Raw genomic sequence first — 14,746 nt, 5'->3', positions numbered from 1 at the left:
AAATAACGAGTTGCAGGGACGGGGCGCATTGGGCATGGCGGGCGCAGAAGCTGTGGCGGGCAGCGTGCCGGCAAGGAGCGCGGCACCATGATCGGCTACATCCTGCGCCGCCTCGCCCAATCCATCCTGGTGGTCCTGGTGGTGACCATCATTGTCTTCATCCTGCTCCACCAGCTTCCCGGCGGTGCGGCCCGCGCCATCCTGGGGCCGCGGGCAACCGCGCTCCAGGTGGCCCAGTTCAATGCCGCCAACGGCTACGACCAGCCCCTGTTGGTCCAGTACTTCCGGCAGCTGGGCGAATGGTTCACCGGCAACTTCGGCTTTTCCATCAAGCTGAACCAATCGGTCAGCTCCCTCCTGGTGCAGCGACTGCCGAAGACCATCATCCTCAGCCTGCTTTCGCTCATCCTCACCGTCATCGTGGCGGTGCCGCTGGGCATCTACCAGGCCGTCCGGCGCAACCGGTCCTTTGACTACATCGCCACCGGCTTTTCCTTCATCTTCTACGCGGCGCCCACGTTCTTCATCGGCATCATCATGATCGAGGTCTTTTCCCAAAACCTTGGCTGGTTCCCACCGGAGGCGCCGCAATCCAACGGCATCGGACCCATATTCGAACAGTTTGACGCCATGGTCCTGCCCATTGTCACCCTGGCGCTGCTGAGCATTGCCGGGTTCTCCCGCTACATGCGTTCCTCCGTGCTGGACAACATTGACCAGGACTACGTGCGCACCGCGCAGGCCAAGGGGGCCTCGCCCCGCCGCGTGCTGTACCACCACGTGCTGCGCAACGCGCTGATCCCGATCATCACCCTGCTGGGCCTCTCTCTTCCGGCGCTGTTTGCCGGGGCCCTGGTGACCGAGTCCATCTTCAACTTTCCCGGCATGGGGCTCCTGTTCTGGCAGGCGGCCCAGTCCTCCGACTACCCTGTTGAGCTCGGCGTGGTGATCATCACCGCCTTTGCCACCGTTGCCGGGAACCTGCTGGCGGACGTCTCGCTGGCCGTCATCGATCCGAGGGTGAAGCTGTGAGTGATCCGGGCCGGGCAGAGGTGGAAGTTTCCGGCGAGGTGCCGTCCGGCCCGGTGCCGGTCGCCGTCTCCGGCCTGCCCGCGGGCAGGGCCAAGAGCATGTTCCGGCTCGGCCTTGAGGTCTTCATCCAAAACAGGCTGGCCATTGTGGGGATCGTGGTGCTGGCCCTGGCCGCGCTGTTCTGCTTTGTGGCCCCGCTGTTCTACCGCACGGACCAGGTGACAGTGAACCTGCTGGAGACCAACCTGCCCCCGGGCCCGGGCCATCCGCTGGGCACCGACGAGACGGGCTATGACCAGCTCGGCAGGCTGATGGTGGGCGGCCAGGTGTCCCTGGCCATAGGCTTCGCCGCGGCCATCATCGCCACGATTGTCGGCACCGTGTGGGGCGCCATCGCCGGCTTCTTCGGCGGACTGGTGGACGCCGTCATGATGCGCATCGTGGACGCCATCCTCTCCATCCCGATCCTGTTCCTGCTCCTGTTCATCGTGACCATCGTGCGCCCGAGCGTCCCGGTCATGATCTTCGTCCTGGGCCTGACCGCCTGGCTGGTCCCGGCCCGCCTGGTCCGCGGGGAGTCACTCACGCTGCGGGTGCGCGAATTCGTCCAGGCCGTGCGGGTCATGGGCGGCTCGTCCTGGCATTCGGTGCTCCGGCACATCATGCCCAACGTGGTCGGCACCGTCATTGTCAACGCCACGTTCCAGGTGGCGGACGCCATCCTGCTCATCGCCTATCTGGGCTACCTGGGCCTGGGCATTTCGCCCCCGGCCACGGACTGGGGCGGCATGCTCAGCAACGGCACCGCGTTCATTTTCCCCAACTACTGGTGGCTCATTTATCCTCCGGGGATCCTGATCATCGTGGTGGTGGTGGCCGTGAACCTGGTGGGCGACGGCCTGCGCGACTCGGTGGAGGTGCGGCTCCAGCGGCGCTGAAGGGGCTGGCGCCACCGGGCCCGCCGGCGTCGTACATGAGACACACGTCGTACATGAGGCAAACGTCGTACATCAGGCAAACAAGGGAAAGGTGCGCACCATGGCACTCCTGCAGATCACGGACCTCAGCACGGACATCCAGCTGAGCAAGTCGGTGGTGCACGCCCTTGACCATGTCAGCCTGCACGTGGACGCCGGGGAAACGCTGGGGCTGGTGGGGGAGTCGGGCAGCGGCAAGACCATGACGGCCATGTCCATTGAGCGGCTGCTCCCGCCCGGGGGCCACATCACGAACGGTGAAATCCTGTTCGACGGCGAGGACCTGGTGCAGCTGGAGGAGCCGCGGCTGCGGGAGATCCGCGGCGGGGACATCGGCATGATCTTCCAGGACCCCATGACCTCCCTGAACCCCGTCATCCCCATCGGCGACCAGGTGGCGGAACCGCTCCTGCTCCACCGCGGCCTGTCCAAGCGGGAGGCGATGAAGGAGGTGGTGGAGATGTTCGGGCTGGTGGGCATTCCCAGCCCCGTCCAGCGCACCCGGGACTTCCCGCACCAGCTCTCCGGCGGCCAGCGCCAGCGCGTCATGATCGCCATGGCGCTGATCTGCCAGCCCAAGCTGCTCATCGCCGACGAGCCGACCACCGCCCTGGACGTGACGGTGCAAAAGCAGATCCTGGAACTGGTGGACAGGCTGCGCCAGGAGTTCCACATGGCCATGATCCTGGTCACCCACGATCTCGGGGTGATCGCCGGCAGCGCCGACCGCGTGGTGGTCATGTACGCCGGAAAGGTGGCCGAGATGGCGGACGTGCACACCTTGTTTGCCGCGCCCAGGCACCGCTACACCGACGCCCTGTTCGAGGCGCTGCCCGAGCGCGCGGCCGGCACGGGCGAGCGGCTGTACTCGATCCCGGGCCTCCCGCCGGACCTGGTGGAGCCGCCGCCGGCCTGCCGGTTCGCGCCGCGCTGCCGCTTCGCCGTCGAATCCTGCCGCGCCCGGGTGCCGCCCATGACCACCATCGCCACCCCGTACGGTCCCCAGGAATATGCCTGTTTTGTCCCGCGCACCACGCCGCTGAAGGTGCCCGAACCCGTGGACCTGCGCACCACCGTGCCCGAGGCCGCGCGGGTCGAGGCCGCCGAGCTGGAGGCCGGAATGGACCTCTCCGAGGTGGGGGACACCGGTGTGAGGCACGACGCCGGACCCCGCGCGGGAGCGCCCGTCACCCAGGGCGCCGCCCACCGGGCGGCGGTAGCGCCGGGGGAGGGGGCGGGGTCGGACGCGCGCGGCTGGGTGGCACCCACCACTTTCATCCCGGCCGACGGCATCCCGCTCCTGCAGGTGCAGGGCGCGGTGAAGGACTTCCCCGTCACGGCAGGGGCCATCCTGCGCCGGCACGTGGGGGACATCAGCGCCGTGGCCGACGTCACCGTGTCCATCCCGCGCGGCACCACGCTGGGGCTCGTGGGGGAATCGGGCTGCGGGAAGACCACGCTGGGGCGGCTGGTGGTGGGGCTGGACGTGCCCACGGCAGGGAAGATCCTGTTCCGCGGGCGCAGGATTTCGCAGCTGCGCGGCAAGGAGGCGAAGGAGGGCAGGCGGAACGTGCAGTTCATGTTCCAGGACTCGTATGCGTCACTGGACCCGCGCATGCGCGTGCGCTCCATCCTGCGTGAGCCCCTGGACATCCAGCATGTGGGCTCCCCGCGCGACCGCAACGAGCGCGTCGACGAGCTGCTGGCCGCCGTCGGGCTTCCGGCCCGGGCGGCGGAGAGGTATCCGCACGAATTTTCCGGCGGCCAGCGCCAGCGCATCGGCCTGGCACGGGCGCTGGCCCTGCAGCCCGGGCTGATTGTGGCGGACGAGCCCGTCTCGGCGCTGGACGTCTCGATCCAGGCGCAGGTGCTGAACCTGATGAAGGAGCTCCAGCGCGACCGCGAACTGACGTACCTTTTCATCAGCCACGACCTGTCCGTGGTCCGCTACCTCTCCGACGTCATCGCGGTCATGTACCTGGGCAAGATGGTGGAGGTGGGGCCGGCCGCGGCGGTGTATTCGCACCCGCGGCACCACTACACGCGCGGGCTGATCGACACCATACCGGTTCCGGACCCCATCGTGGAGCGGCAAAAGGCGAAGCTGGGCGTGCGCGGGGAGCTGCCGTCCGCCATGAACCCGCCCAGCGGCTGCCGCTTCCGCACCCGCTGCCCCGTGGCGCAGGAGATTTGCGCGAAGGTGGTGCCGCCGCTGCAGCCGGGCGGGGGATCCGTTCCCATGCCGGCTGCCGAGCTGGCGGCCGCGACGGCTGCCGCCGCCGCGGCCGGGACCATCCCGCACATGACCGCCTGCCACTTCCCCATCAACGGGCACGCCGCCGCGGACACCCTGGTCAAGGGGACGCTGACACCGGGCGCGTAGCTGCCTGGCGGGACAGGCGCGCGGGACAGGCGCGCGGGACAGGCGCCCGGTGCACGCGCCGGGTGGCCCCCGTGGCGGGCGCCCGGCCGCCCGGTTGCCCCCGGCCTTGTCAGGCGCGTCCGGTACCCTGCTTGAATGACAAAACCCCGGATCGTGTTCGTGCACGGGATCGACGGCTACGGCGCTTCCGCCTGGCCGGTCCAACACCGCCTGGCCGGGCGCTACGATGCCCTCTTCCTCAAGCGCACCGGATTCGACGCCGTCGAACCCCCCGTGCCAACGGACTTTGCGGCCGACGCACGGATCGTGATCGGGGCCCTGGGCGACGGCGGGCATGTGGTGGCGCATGCGCAGGGCGCGATCGCCGCCGTCATGGCGGCCGTCGAGCGGCCCGAGCTGGTGAGGTCCCTGGTGCTGCTTGAGCCGGCACTCCTCTCCCTCACGGCCGAGTTGCCCGCCACCGCGGCGTACCGCGAACACCTTGAACCGCTGTTCGCCCGCAGCGCGTCCCTGACGGACACCGCGTTTTCGGCGGAGTTCCGGCGCCTGACCGCCTCCATGACGGGGCCCGGCGGCGGACCCGGCAGCGGGGCCGGAGGCGCGCCGCGCCTGGGAACGGGCCTGGCCGTGCCCCGCACCGGCCCCGCTGACACCGCGGCCCGGACCGCGGCCCGCGTCCACCTGCAGGCCCCCTTGTGGGAGGCCCCCGTGCACATTGTCCCCGGGGTGCCCACCCTGGTCCTGACCGGCGGATGGGAACCGCTCTACGAGGAGATCGCCGAATACCTCGCCGCCACCGGCGCCCGTCACGAGGTCACCCGCGGCGGGCACCGGCCGCAGGACACCGAGGCCGGCGCCGCCCTGATCGAGGAGTTCATCGGCAGCCTCGAGGCGGTCGGGTAGCGCCCGCGGTCAGGGCCGGGGCACGACCAGCCCGGTGTCGGGCCGGGCACCAGCCGGCCATGACGGACCCTCCGCGGGAGACGATCCCGGTGACCCGCTTGGCCGCGAGCGGGACATGGCGCAGCAGCACGCCGGCGTGGATGGTCATGTAGCCCACCCACTGTCCGCCCCGCCGCCGGGCCCGCAGTCCGTGGCCGGTGTCCGTCATCCAGGACGGCGCGTGGTCAAGGACGAAGCCCTATGAACACCGGGGGCCGGTGTCAAGCCGTAGGATCGAAGCCATGCTGGAAATCCGTCCCGCGGCCTTGAGTGAATTCTCGCTTTTGCCTTCCCTGGAGGCGGAGGCGGATCAGGCGTTTGCCGCCCTGGACCCGCCCTTCCCCCACGGCAATTTTCCACCGCCCGGCACCGCGGAATCCTACGCCGGGGCATTCCACATCATGGTTGCCGGACGGCCGCCCGTGGGCTTCGCACGGCTGGAAATCGTGGACCGACAGGCGCACCTGGGACAGCTGGCCGTCAGCCCCGAACATGCCCGGCAGGGAATTGGCCGGGCCCTGGTCATGGCGGCGAAGGCCTGGGCGCTGGAGGCCGGCTTCCACGTCATGACGCTGTGCACCTTCACCGAGGTGCCCTTCAATGGCCCGTTTTACGCCAGCTGCGGCTTTGTCGAGCTCCCGGAGGAATCGCTGACGCCCGAATTGCGCGGCCTGCGCCGCGAGGAAGCTGCGCTTGGGCTCGACACCATGGGCCGGCGCGCGGCCATGTCCGCCGCGCTGCGCTGACACGCCGCCGGCCGGGACCTGCCCGAATGGTGCCGGGCATTAATGGGTCATCTGCCCCATGCTTTTGGACGGCCGCGGCACTACGCTCGTCACACCAGCGTGAAAAGGAGCCGCAAGATGGCAACCACAACACCGCGGGAATGCGCGGCCAGGGCCGAGTCAGCAACAAACCTCCCGCAAGACGATGCTGAACACTTCGCCGGCTACGCGGTCATGGGCGTGCCGTTCAGTTCCGGCCACTACCTGGCCTTCCGACGCTTCCCGTCCAGTTCGATCGGCCCCGGCTACCACGCCGTGTGGCTGCGCACCCCTGGCGGGCAGTGGACAGTCCACGCCGACGTCCCACCGGAGCTGAGCTGCGCCAGATACATGGGCGCCGCCCTGGCGGGGGCCAGGACCGGGCCGGTCGACGCCGAGTGGACCGGCCCCGGGTCACTGTCGGTGAGCGTGCCCGGCGTCGTGCGTTGGGAACTGGATCTGGGGACAACCTGGGCCACGGCCGCCGCCACGGCGATGGCCCTGCGCCTTCCGTCCGCCCTGTGGCGCCGTGACGGCGTGGTCAACGCCATGGGCCGCGTGATGGGACCGGCGCTGGGTGCGGGACGGCTGGCATTTGCCGGGCTGGCGCCCAACGGCCAGCGGTTCCAGGCCAAGCCGCTGCGCGTCTGGACCGTCACGAACAGCCGGGCCGCCATCGACGGCGAGGACGCGGGCACCCCGCGGGCGCTCCCCGTGCAGGACCACCTGGCCGATTTTTGGCTGCCGCAACGGGGCCTGTTCGTGGCGGACGTGAGCATCAGGTATCCGTCCACGGCCCCGGGCTGGGAAGAATTCACTCCGGATCACGAAAGGACCGCACAGCACCATGAGCATCATTGAAACCATCGCCGAATCGGCTGCCGAAGGGCCCGTTGCACGGATATACGCCGACGACCTCCAAGCGATGGGCTACGTGCCCAGCCACACGCGGGCCATGGCCCTGAATCCCGAGGCGCTCTTTGCATGGCGGGCGCTGCAGACGGCCATCGCCGGCTCGCTGGGCCTGCGCCGCTACGAGCTGGTGACGCTGGCCGCCGCGCGCGGCATCGGTTCGGCGGCCTGCCTGCTGGCCCACGGCAAGAAGGCGCTGAAATTCATGCCGGAGGACCAGCTGGAACGCGTGGCCCGTGACTACCGCTCCGCCGGCCTCCCCGCGGACGAGGTGGCCATGATGGACTTTGCCGTCAAGCTCAGCACCGGATCCGCAGCCATGGACGACGGCGATTCCCAGTCCCTGCGCGACGCCGGCTTCAGCGACAGGGAGATCGTTGACATCGCGCTGGCCGCCGCGGCCCGCAACTATTTCAGCAGGGCGCTGCACGCGCTGGCCGTGGACGTTGATGTGCCTCCCGGGCTGGGCCCCGAGATGCAGGACGCCCTCCTGGCACCCGTGGGCGGAGCGGCGGACCCTGCGCGCCCGCCGGCCGGCGGCTGAGCCGGCCGGCGGCTGGGCCGGGTCCCGGGCCCGGCCGTACAATGGGGGGTGTGGCGGCGCAGGATTTTGGCGACTCCCTCCGGTCTCCCACGGCCCCCGGGTCTGCGGGAATGAAGCCGCGGCCTCCCACCACCGCCCGGCGTGCCGAACTGTTGGCGGCCTTGTCCCTGGCCATTGATTTGGGGCTCGGCCAACCCATGGAGCACATGTTGCGCGCCATGGTGCTGGGGACGCGGATGGCCGAACAGCTGGGCATCGGGCAGGAAGCACGGGAGCGGACCTACTACGCGAACCTGCTGGCCTGGATCGGCTGCCACGCCGACTCCTTTGAGCTGGCGGCCCTGTTCGGGGACGACATCGCCTTCCGCGCCGACTACTACCTCATCGACGCGCACGGGCTGCCCATGCTTTCGCTGATGCTGCACCGCACCGGCACGGAGCTGCCGGCGCTGCGGCGCGCCGCCCGGCAGTCGCGCTTCGCGGCGACAGCGGGCACAGCGGTCAGGAACCTGATCCGTTCGCACTGCCTGTCCGCCGGCCAGCTGGCCAACAGGGTGGGGCTGGACCCGGGCATGCCCGCGATCCTGGGCCATGCCTTTGAGCGCTGGGACGGCAAGGGGCTTCCGGCGGGGAGGTCCGGCGTCGAAATTCCCCTGGAAATGCGCATAGCCCAACTGGCGGACACGGCCGAGGTGTTCCTGCGGACCGCCGGCCTGGCGGCCGCGGTGGCCATGGTCCGCCAGCGCCGCGGAACGCAATTCGACCCGGAGCTGGCGGACCTGTTTTGTGCGCGGGCGGCAGACCTGGCTGCGGGTCTGCTGGAGGGCGATCCGTGGCCGGCCGCCCTTGCGGCAGCCCCCCTCGACGACTCCCTGACGGAGACGGAGCTGGATGCCGTGCTGGCCGCCATGGGCGACTTTGCCGACCTGAAATCCCCGTGGACGGCCGGACATTCCCGGGCGGTGGCCTCATTGGCGGCGGCCGCCGCGCGGGAGTGCGCCCTGCCGCCCGCCGAGGTGGACCTGCTCCGACGTGCCGGCTGGGTCCACGACCTGGGCCGGATGGGCGTTTCCAACGCGATCTGGGACAAAAAATCGGAGCTGTCCTCCATGGACCGCGAACGGCTGCAGATGTACCCGTTCCTCAGCGAGCGCATCCTGGGGCGGGTTCCCGGCCTGCGGCGCGTGGCCGGGCTCGCCGGCGCGCACCGGGAACGGCTTGACGGGTCCGGCTATCCGCGCGGGCTCAGCGACACCGCGCTGGATGCCGGGCAGCGGATCCTGGCTGCCGCCGACGCCTACCAGACCAGCCTGGAACCGCGCCCGCACCGCCCGGCCGCAGAGCCTGCGGAAGCTGCCGCCAGGTTGCACGCCGACGTCCTCGCGGGCCGGCTGGACGCGCTCGCCGTCAATGCGGTCCTTGCCGGCGGGGGCCGGAATGATGATGCGGTCCTTGGCGGGGGCCGGAGGGACGCCCGGCGCCGCGGCGCGCCTGCCGGGTTGACGGCCCGGGAGCTCGAGGTGCTTGCGCTGCTGTGCCGGGGCATGAACAACAAGGACATTGCGGCCGCCCTGTTCATCGCGCCGAAGACCGCGCGCAACCATGTGGAGCACATATATGAGAAGACCGGCGCCGCCAACCGTGTTTCAGCCACCCTCTTCGCCCTGGACCACGGATTGTGGGACCGGAACCGCGCAGGGAGCGCCGCAGGGGAATAACTTGAAGCTTCAAGTAGTTTGCTAGGATATGACCACGACAAACTTTGGAGCAACCATGAACACCCAGCAAGACCTCCTCTCCGCCGAGCTGCAGATGGGCACGGTGATGCTCAAGGTGGGGGACATGAAACTGATGAGCGGCTACTACCAAAGGGCCCTCGGCCTGGATGTTGTGGCCGAGGCCGACGGCGGCCAATACCTGGGCCGCGGCACCACGCCGCTGGTCCACCTGCAGCCCGCCGGAGGCCTGCACATCCCCGGCCGCGGCGAGGCCGGCCTGTTCCACACGGCCCTGCTCTTCGACGACCAGGCGGCCCTGGCGGCCACCGTGGCCAGCGCCGCCCAGTACGACCCGCAGTTGTTTGCCGGCAGCGCCGACCACCTGGTCTCCGAGGCCTTTTACTTCACCGACCCCGAAGGCAACGGGATCGAGCTGTACTGGGACCGCCCCCGCACGGAGTGGTCGTGGAACAACGGCACCGTGGAAATGGCGTCGCTGGCCCTGCCGCCCCAGCACTACCTCACCCGGCACCTGACCGAGGCGTCGGTGAGCGGGCAGCGCGACGCGAGTGCCGGCGTCGGGCATGTCCACCTGCAGGTGGGCGACGTGGCGACCGCGGAGAAGTTCTACGTGGACACCCTGGGCTTTGAGCGCACGGCGGGCTGGCACGGGCAGGCCCTGTTCGTCTCGGCCGGCGGGTACCACCACCACATGGCCATGAACGTGTGGAACAGCCGCGGTGCGGGGCCGCGCAGGGACACCCTGGGCCTGGGCGAGGTCCTCATCAAGCTGCCCGGCACGGACGACGTCGGCGCGCTCGCCGGGCGGCTGGCCCACGCCGGGCTTGCCGTCGCCAACACCGGCGCCGAAATCGTCTTTGACGACCCGTGGAAAAACCGGATCCGCGTTAGTGTGGAGACTGCACCCGCCGCAGCTTAGCGCTGACCCGGCACCACTCCTTCGCGAAAGGCACCTGCGTGGCCCTTTACTCCGAGTTCTTCATTGCCGACCACCACCAGGCCGTTGCCCGGGCCAAGGCCCGCGAAGCCGGAAAATCGCCGGCCGTCGACGTCCCCGTCCTGCCCACCCCGGGGCTGGGCGATCTTGAAATCGAAGTGCTGGGGGAGCTGGCGGTGAAGAAGGTCCACGCCACCGGAGTTGGCGCCGAGCTCAGCCTGGTCGACATCGAGTTGGACACGCTCTACGCCGTCCCGGACGCGCTGCTGGAAGTGTTTGCCGAACTTGACTCGCCGGAAGAACCGGACGACGTGGTGGAGCTGGCGGCCGCGTGGGCGGCAGCCGAGGAGATGGAGTCCACCCCCGAGGTCACCGAGCCGCTGCTGCGCGCCCTGACGGCAATGGCCGTCGCCGCGGTGGCCGCCGCCGAGGACAACGCGAAGATGGGGCTGTTCTTCTTTTCCGCCCCGTAGTCCCCACGCCCTCCCCAGCCTCGTTCCTCGGCCGGGGCCCCTCGGGTGCGGGGGCCCACTTCGCCCTCCACGTCGGCCTCGGCCGGGGCCCCTCGGGTGCGGGGGCCCACCACGTCGGCCTCGTCCCTTCCCGCAGGCGGCGTCCCTTTTCACGTGCCGCCCGGCCCCGGTGACGGAGAACGCATGGCACGCGTCGCGCGGGCACATATTTGTCTGGCATAATGGACGGGTACTCGATCCGCGCGGCCCCTCTCTCCGCTCGTGGTCCTGTCCTTAGGATTCCGCAAGATCGGCCCGCCCCACGGGAGCGTGAGATGTGGAATTCGCCCCTTTTCGAACCAGGAGTAACCACAAAAGTGGCCGTAAAGATTCGCCTTAAGCGCTTCGGCAAGATGCGCGCACCGTACTACCGCATCGTCGTCATGGACGCACGCGCCAAGCGTGACGGCCGTGCCATCGAGGAGATCGGCAAGTACCATCCCACCGAGCAGCCTTCCTTCATCGAAGTGAAGTCTGACCGTGCACAGTACTGGCTCGGCGTTGGCGCCCAGCCGTCCGAGCAGGTCGCCAAGATCCTGAAGATCACCGGTGACTGGCAGAAGTTCAAGGGCATCAAGGGCGCCGAGGGCACCTTGAAGACCAAGGAAGCCAAGGTTGCGTTCGTGGCTCCCGAGGCCAAGAACGTTGTTGTCAAGGAAGCCATCACCAAGAAGGCCGCCAAGGCTGACGAGGCTGTGGCTGCTGAGAGCACCGAGGCCGAGTAACTTGCTGGCTGAAGCGCTGGGGCACTTGGTCCGCGGGATTGTTGACTCTCCCGAGGACGTCAAGGTGAGCGTCAACAACAACCGCCGCGGGGAAGCACTCGAGGTGCGCGTTCACCAGGACGACCTTGGCCGGGTTATCGGCCGGCAGGGGCGCACCGCCCGCGCACTGCGCACGGTGGTTGCGGCCCTGGCCCACGGCGAGCCGGTGCGTGTTGACGTCGTCGACACCGACCGACGCCGCTAAGCCGCCGCAAAAGACCCTTGCACCGTGCAAGCGGTGCGGCAAAAGTCTTCAGCAGTAAAGCCGTGCGTTTGGCCCCGGCACCATAATGGTGTCGGGGCCAAATTTTTTCCCGGCCGCGAGGCCCCCATGACACACGCCCCAAGGAGTTCACATGCAGGTTCAGGTTGCCCGGATTGGCAAGCCCCACGGCATTCGCGGCGAAGTGACGGTGCTTGTCCTCACCGACGCCCCCGATTCCCGTTTTTCCGTCGGAACCGAATTTGCCGCGGAGCCGGCGACGATCGGCACGCTCACCGTGCGCAGTTCGCGCTGGAACAAGGACATCCTGCTCCTTGGCTTTGAGGGCGTGGACACCCGCAACGACGCAGAACTGTTGCGCGGCACCACATTGTTTTTCGAATCCGACGAAGACGGCGACGACGACGCGTGGTACGAACACGAACTGGTGAACCTTGAGGTGCGGGTCGGCACCCGGACCGTGGGCAAGGTCACGGGCCTGCGCACCCTGCCCGTCCAGGACCTGCTGATCGTCGAGGACAACGACGGCGACGAAGTCCTGGTCCCGTTCGTGGACGAGATCGTCCCGGAGGTCAACATCGAGGAAGGCTACGTCCTGCTCACGCCCCCGGACGGACTGTTCACGGTGAACAAGGACATCACGGACAACGACGAGACCGGCGGGGCCGCGGACACGGAAAGCCAGCAGGACTGATGCGCTTTGACGTGGTCAGCATCTTCCCGGAATACCTGGCCCCCCTGGAACTGAGCCTGATCGGCAAGGCCCGCACCGACGGCCTGCTGGAACTGGCCGTCCACGACCTGCGCAGCTACACACAGGACCGCCACCGGACAGTGGACGACACCCCGTACGGCGGCGGCGCCGGGATGGTCATGAAGCCCGAACCCTGGGCGCAGGCCCTGGAAGACATCGCCGCGGCGGCACCGCCCGCGCCGGACAAGGCGGCGGCACCCTCCCCGGGCGCAGCGCCGGCACGGAAGAAGCCCACCCTCATCGTCCCCTCCCCGGCCGGAGAGGTCTTCACCCAGCAGCTCGCCTACGAGCTGGCCGGGGAGGACCACCTGGTGTTTGCCTGCGGCCGCTACGAGGGCATTGACGAACGTGTCCTGGAATGGGCCGCGGAACAGTACACGGTGCGATCCGTCAGCCTCGGCGACTACGTGCTCAACGGCGGGGAAGTGGCCGTCCTGGCCATGGTGGAGGCCATCGGCCGGCTCATTCCCGGCGTGGTCGGCAATCCGGAATCCCTCGTGGAGGAATCGCATTCCGACGGACTCCTGGAGTATCCCGTCTACACCAAGCCTTCGAGCTGGCGGGACCGGGACGTGCCGGAGGTGCTGCTCAGCGGCAACCACGGCAAGATTGCCAAGTTCCGCCGCGAACACCAGCTGCGCCGCACCGCGGCCCGGCGCCCCGACCTGCTCGACAAGCTGGATGTCTCCAACTTCAGCAAGACGGAACGCAACGTGCTGTGGGAACTCGGGTACGCCGTCGTCGACGGCAGGGCGGTGCGCCGGACCGGGAAGTAAGGGTTCCAACCGCAGCTGCCGGAGGTCCCCGGCCCTTGACAGCTTCCCGCCACAGGCCTACGTTGAGGGCAACATTGGAGCGGTCAATCCGTGGCAGTCGTGCCGGCAGGATGCAGCAGCGTGGGGCGCCGGGGCCAGCGGTCCGACCGATGCGGCAGACGCCGCGGAACGCTGGGGAGAGCACCATGCAAAAAGACACCATGCAAAAAGACACCATGCAAAAAGGCTTAGCCGTCCGGATCCTCAGCGGTGCAGCCGCATTCACCACGGTGCTGGCCTTGAGTGCCTGCGGTTCCGGCTTCGGCGGAAACGCGACCTCGACAGGCTCCGGTACGGCAGGGGGAGGCGGCGGACTGACGTCGTCCTCGTCCGCCCTGACGGTCATGATCGGTTCCAGCGGCAATGCTGAAACCAATGCGGTGAAGAGCGCCGTGGCCGACTGGTCGAAGTCCTCCGGAACGAAGGCCACGGTTATCGCGGCCAGCAACCTTGACCAGCAGCTGGCCCAGGGGTTCGCCGCCAAAAAGCCTGCCGACGTCTTCTACCTCTCCACCGGCTCGCTCGCCGGGTACGCCGCCAACGGCTCGCTGCTGGCCTACGGCGACCAGCTGAAGGACACCTCGGACTTTTATCCCACCCTGGTGAAGTCGTTCACCTACAACAACAAGCTCTATTGCGCACCCAAGGATTTCTCCACCCTGCAGCTGGTCATCAACACCGATATGTGGAAGGCCGCCGGTCTCACCGACTCCGACTATCCAAAGACCTGGGACCAGCTGGAGGCGGTCAGCAAGAAGCTGACCACCGGAAAGCAGACCGGCCTGGTGGTCAGCGGCCAGTATGAGCGGCTCGGGGCCTTCATGGTCGAGGCCGGCGGGAACCTTATGAACGCCGACAGCACGCAGGCCACTGCCAACAGCGCAGCGAACGTCCAGGCGCTCACGTACGCCAAGAAGCTCCTGACCGACGGCGCCATGAAGTTCGCTGCGGACACCGGCGCCAGCTGGGGCGGCGAGGCGCTGGGCAAGGGCCTGGCCGCGATGACCATTGAAGGCAACTGGATCACGGGCGGCATGCAGTCCGACTACCCGAACATCAAGTACAAGGTAGTCCCGCTGCCGTCCGGACCGAAGGGCCAAGGCACGCTGGAGTTCACCAACTGCTGGGGCATTGCGGCCGACAGCCCCAACCAGGCCGCCGCACTGAAGCTGGTGGAGCAGCTGACCACCAAGAGCGACCAGCTCGGCTTCGCGAAGGCCTTTGGGGTCATGCCCTCGATCCAGTCCGCGGCAGACTCCTGGAAGCAGGCGTATCCGCAGCTCGCCCCGTTCATGGACGCGGCCGCCTACGCCCAGGGCGTGCCAGCCGCCAAGGGTTCCGCCGCCGTCGTCAGCGACCTCGATTCAAAGCTGGGAAGCCTGGCCAAGAGCGACCCCAAAACACTGCTGGATGAGACGCAGAAAAACCTCCAGGCCCTGCTGAAGTAG

At 68.7% G+C, this 14,746-nt stretch carries 15 protein-coding genes and 1 pseudogene; 15 read left to right on the top strand and 1 reads right to left on the bottom strand.

The window, feature by feature from the left end:
• Window positions 1-87 precede the first annotated feature (87 nt).
• The 4 genes from G6034_RS07680 (at window position 88) to G6034_RS07660 (ending at window position 5,295) form a co-directional block, all read left to right on the top strand.
• The gene (locus tag G6034_RS07680; RefSeq protein WP_176634520.1) at window positions 88-1,032 is read left to right on the top strand and encodes an ABC transporter permease; all 945 of its coding nucleotides are present in this window, start codon (window positions 88-90) and stop codon (window positions 1,030-1,032) included.
• Window positions 1,029-1,970, top strand: coding sequence for an ABC transporter permease (locus tag G6034_RS07675; protein WP_343037984.1), 942 nt, complete (start codon window positions 1,029-1,031; stop codon window positions 1,968-1,970). Before G6034_RS07680 ends, G6034_RS07675 begins: the two co-directional genes overlap by 4 nt.
• Window positions 1,971-2,070: 100 nt before the next feature.
• Window positions 2,071-4,392 carry an ABC transporter ATP-binding protein gene (locus tag G6034_RS19490; protein WP_218063700.1) on the top strand — a complete coding sequence of 774 codons (2,322 nt, stop codon included), beginning with the start codon at window positions 2,071-2,073 and terminating at the stop codon, window positions 4,390-4,392.
• 135 nt (window positions 4,393-4,527) lie between these two features.
• The gene (locus tag G6034_RS07660) at window positions 4,528-5,295 is read left to right on the top strand and encodes an alpha/beta fold hydrolase (protein WP_176634519.1); all 768 of its coding nucleotides are present in this window, start codon (window positions 4,528-4,530) and stop codon (window positions 5,293-5,295) included.
• 31 nt (window positions 5,296-5,326) lie between these two features.
• On the opposite strand, the pseudogene G6034_RS07655 reads toward G6034_RS07660, so the two are convergent.
• A pseudogene (locus G6034_RS07655) lies at window positions 5,327-5,458 on the bottom strand (phosphomethylpyrimidine synthase ThiC); the annotation flags it as partial.
• A 118-nt stretch (window positions 5,459-5,576) separates the two neighbouring features.
• Here G6034_RS07655 and G6034_RS07650 point away from each other — a divergent pair.
• The 11 genes from G6034_RS07650 to G6034_RS07600 all read left to right on the top strand — a co-directional run bounded on the left by G6034_RS07650 (window position 5,577) and on the right by G6034_RS07600 (window position 14,746).
• Window positions 5,577-6,080: a GNAT family N-acetyltransferase gene (locus G6034_RS07650; RefSeq protein WP_176634518.1), complete on the top strand. Its 504-nt coding sequence runs from the start codon at window positions 5,577-5,579 to the stop codon at window positions 6,078-6,080.
• A 117-nt stretch (window positions 6,081-6,197) separates the two neighbouring features.
• Complete coding sequence (locus tag G6034_RS07645; protein WP_176634517.1) at window positions 6,198-6,959, top strand: hypothetical protein; 762 nt, start codon at window positions 6,198-6,200, stop codon at window positions 6,957-6,959.
• Complete coding sequence (locus G6034_RS07640) at window positions 6,946-7,554, top strand: carboxymuconolactone decarboxylase family protein (protein WP_176634516.1); 609 nt, start codon at window positions 6,946-6,948, stop codon at window positions 7,552-7,554. Before G6034_RS07645 ends, G6034_RS07640 begins: the two co-directional genes overlap by 14 nt.
• 110 nt (window positions 7,555-7,664) lie before the next feature.
• The gene (locus G6034_RS07635; RefSeq protein ID WP_176634515.1) at window positions 7,665-9,272 is read left to right on the top strand and encodes an HD domain-containing phosphohydrolase; all 1,608 of its coding nucleotides are present in this window, start codon (window positions 7,665-7,667) and stop codon (window positions 9,270-9,272) included.
• A 55-nt stretch (window positions 9,273-9,327) separates the two neighbouring features.
• Window positions 9,328-10,212: a VOC family protein gene (locus G6034_RS07630; RefSeq protein ID WP_176634514.1), complete on the top strand. Its 885-nt coding sequence runs from the start codon at window positions 9,328-9,330 to the stop codon at window positions 10,210-10,212.
• Window positions 10,213-10,250: 38 nt separating this feature from the next.
• Window positions 10,251-10,703, top strand: coding sequence for a hypothetical protein (locus G6034_RS07625; RefSeq protein WP_176634513.1), 453 nt, complete (start codon window positions 10,251-10,253; stop codon window positions 10,701-10,703).
• A 356-nt stretch (window positions 10,704-11,059) separates the two neighbouring features.
• Window positions 11,060-11,467, top strand: a complete 408-nt coding sequence (rpsP, locus tag G6034_RS07620; protein ID WP_176634512.1) for a 30S ribosomal protein S16 — start codon at window positions 11,060-11,062, stop codon at window positions 11,465-11,467.
• A gap of 1 nt (window position 11,468) precedes the next feature.
• A complete protein-coding gene (locus G6034_RS07615) occupies window positions 11,469-11,711 on the top strand; it encodes an RNA-binding protein (RefSeq protein WP_176634511.1) in 243 nt (80 codons plus the stop codon).
• Window positions 11,712-11,862: 151 nt separating this feature from the next.
• The gene (rimM, locus tag G6034_RS07610; protein ID WP_176634510.1) at window positions 11,863-12,423 is read left to right on the top strand and encodes a ribosome maturation factor RimM; all 561 of its coding nucleotides are present in this window, start codon (window positions 11,863-11,865) and stop codon (window positions 12,421-12,423) included.
• Window positions 12,423-13,259, top strand: a complete 837-nt coding sequence (trmD, locus tag G6034_RS07605) for a tRNA (guanosine(37)-N1)-methyltransferase TrmD (RefSeq protein WP_176634509.1) — start codon at window positions 12,423-12,425, stop codon at window positions 13,257-13,259. Before rimM ends, trmD begins: the two co-directional genes overlap by 1 nt.
• 215 nt (window positions 13,260-13,474) lie before the next feature.
• On the top strand, window positions 13,475-14,746 hold the full coding sequence (locus tag G6034_RS07600; protein ID WP_246295436.1) for a sugar ABC transporter substrate-binding protein: 1,272 nt from the start codon (window positions 13,475-13,477) through the stop codon (window positions 14,744-14,746).

This window comes from Arthrobacter wenxiniae, assembly GCF_013376105.1.
Lineage (GTDB): Bacteria > Actinomycetota > Actinomycetes > Actinomycetales > Micrococcaceae > Specibacter > Specibacter wenxiniae.
The sequence above is the reverse complement of the archived record's forward strand: the minus strand, read 5'-3'. Positions and strand labels throughout refer to the sequence as shown.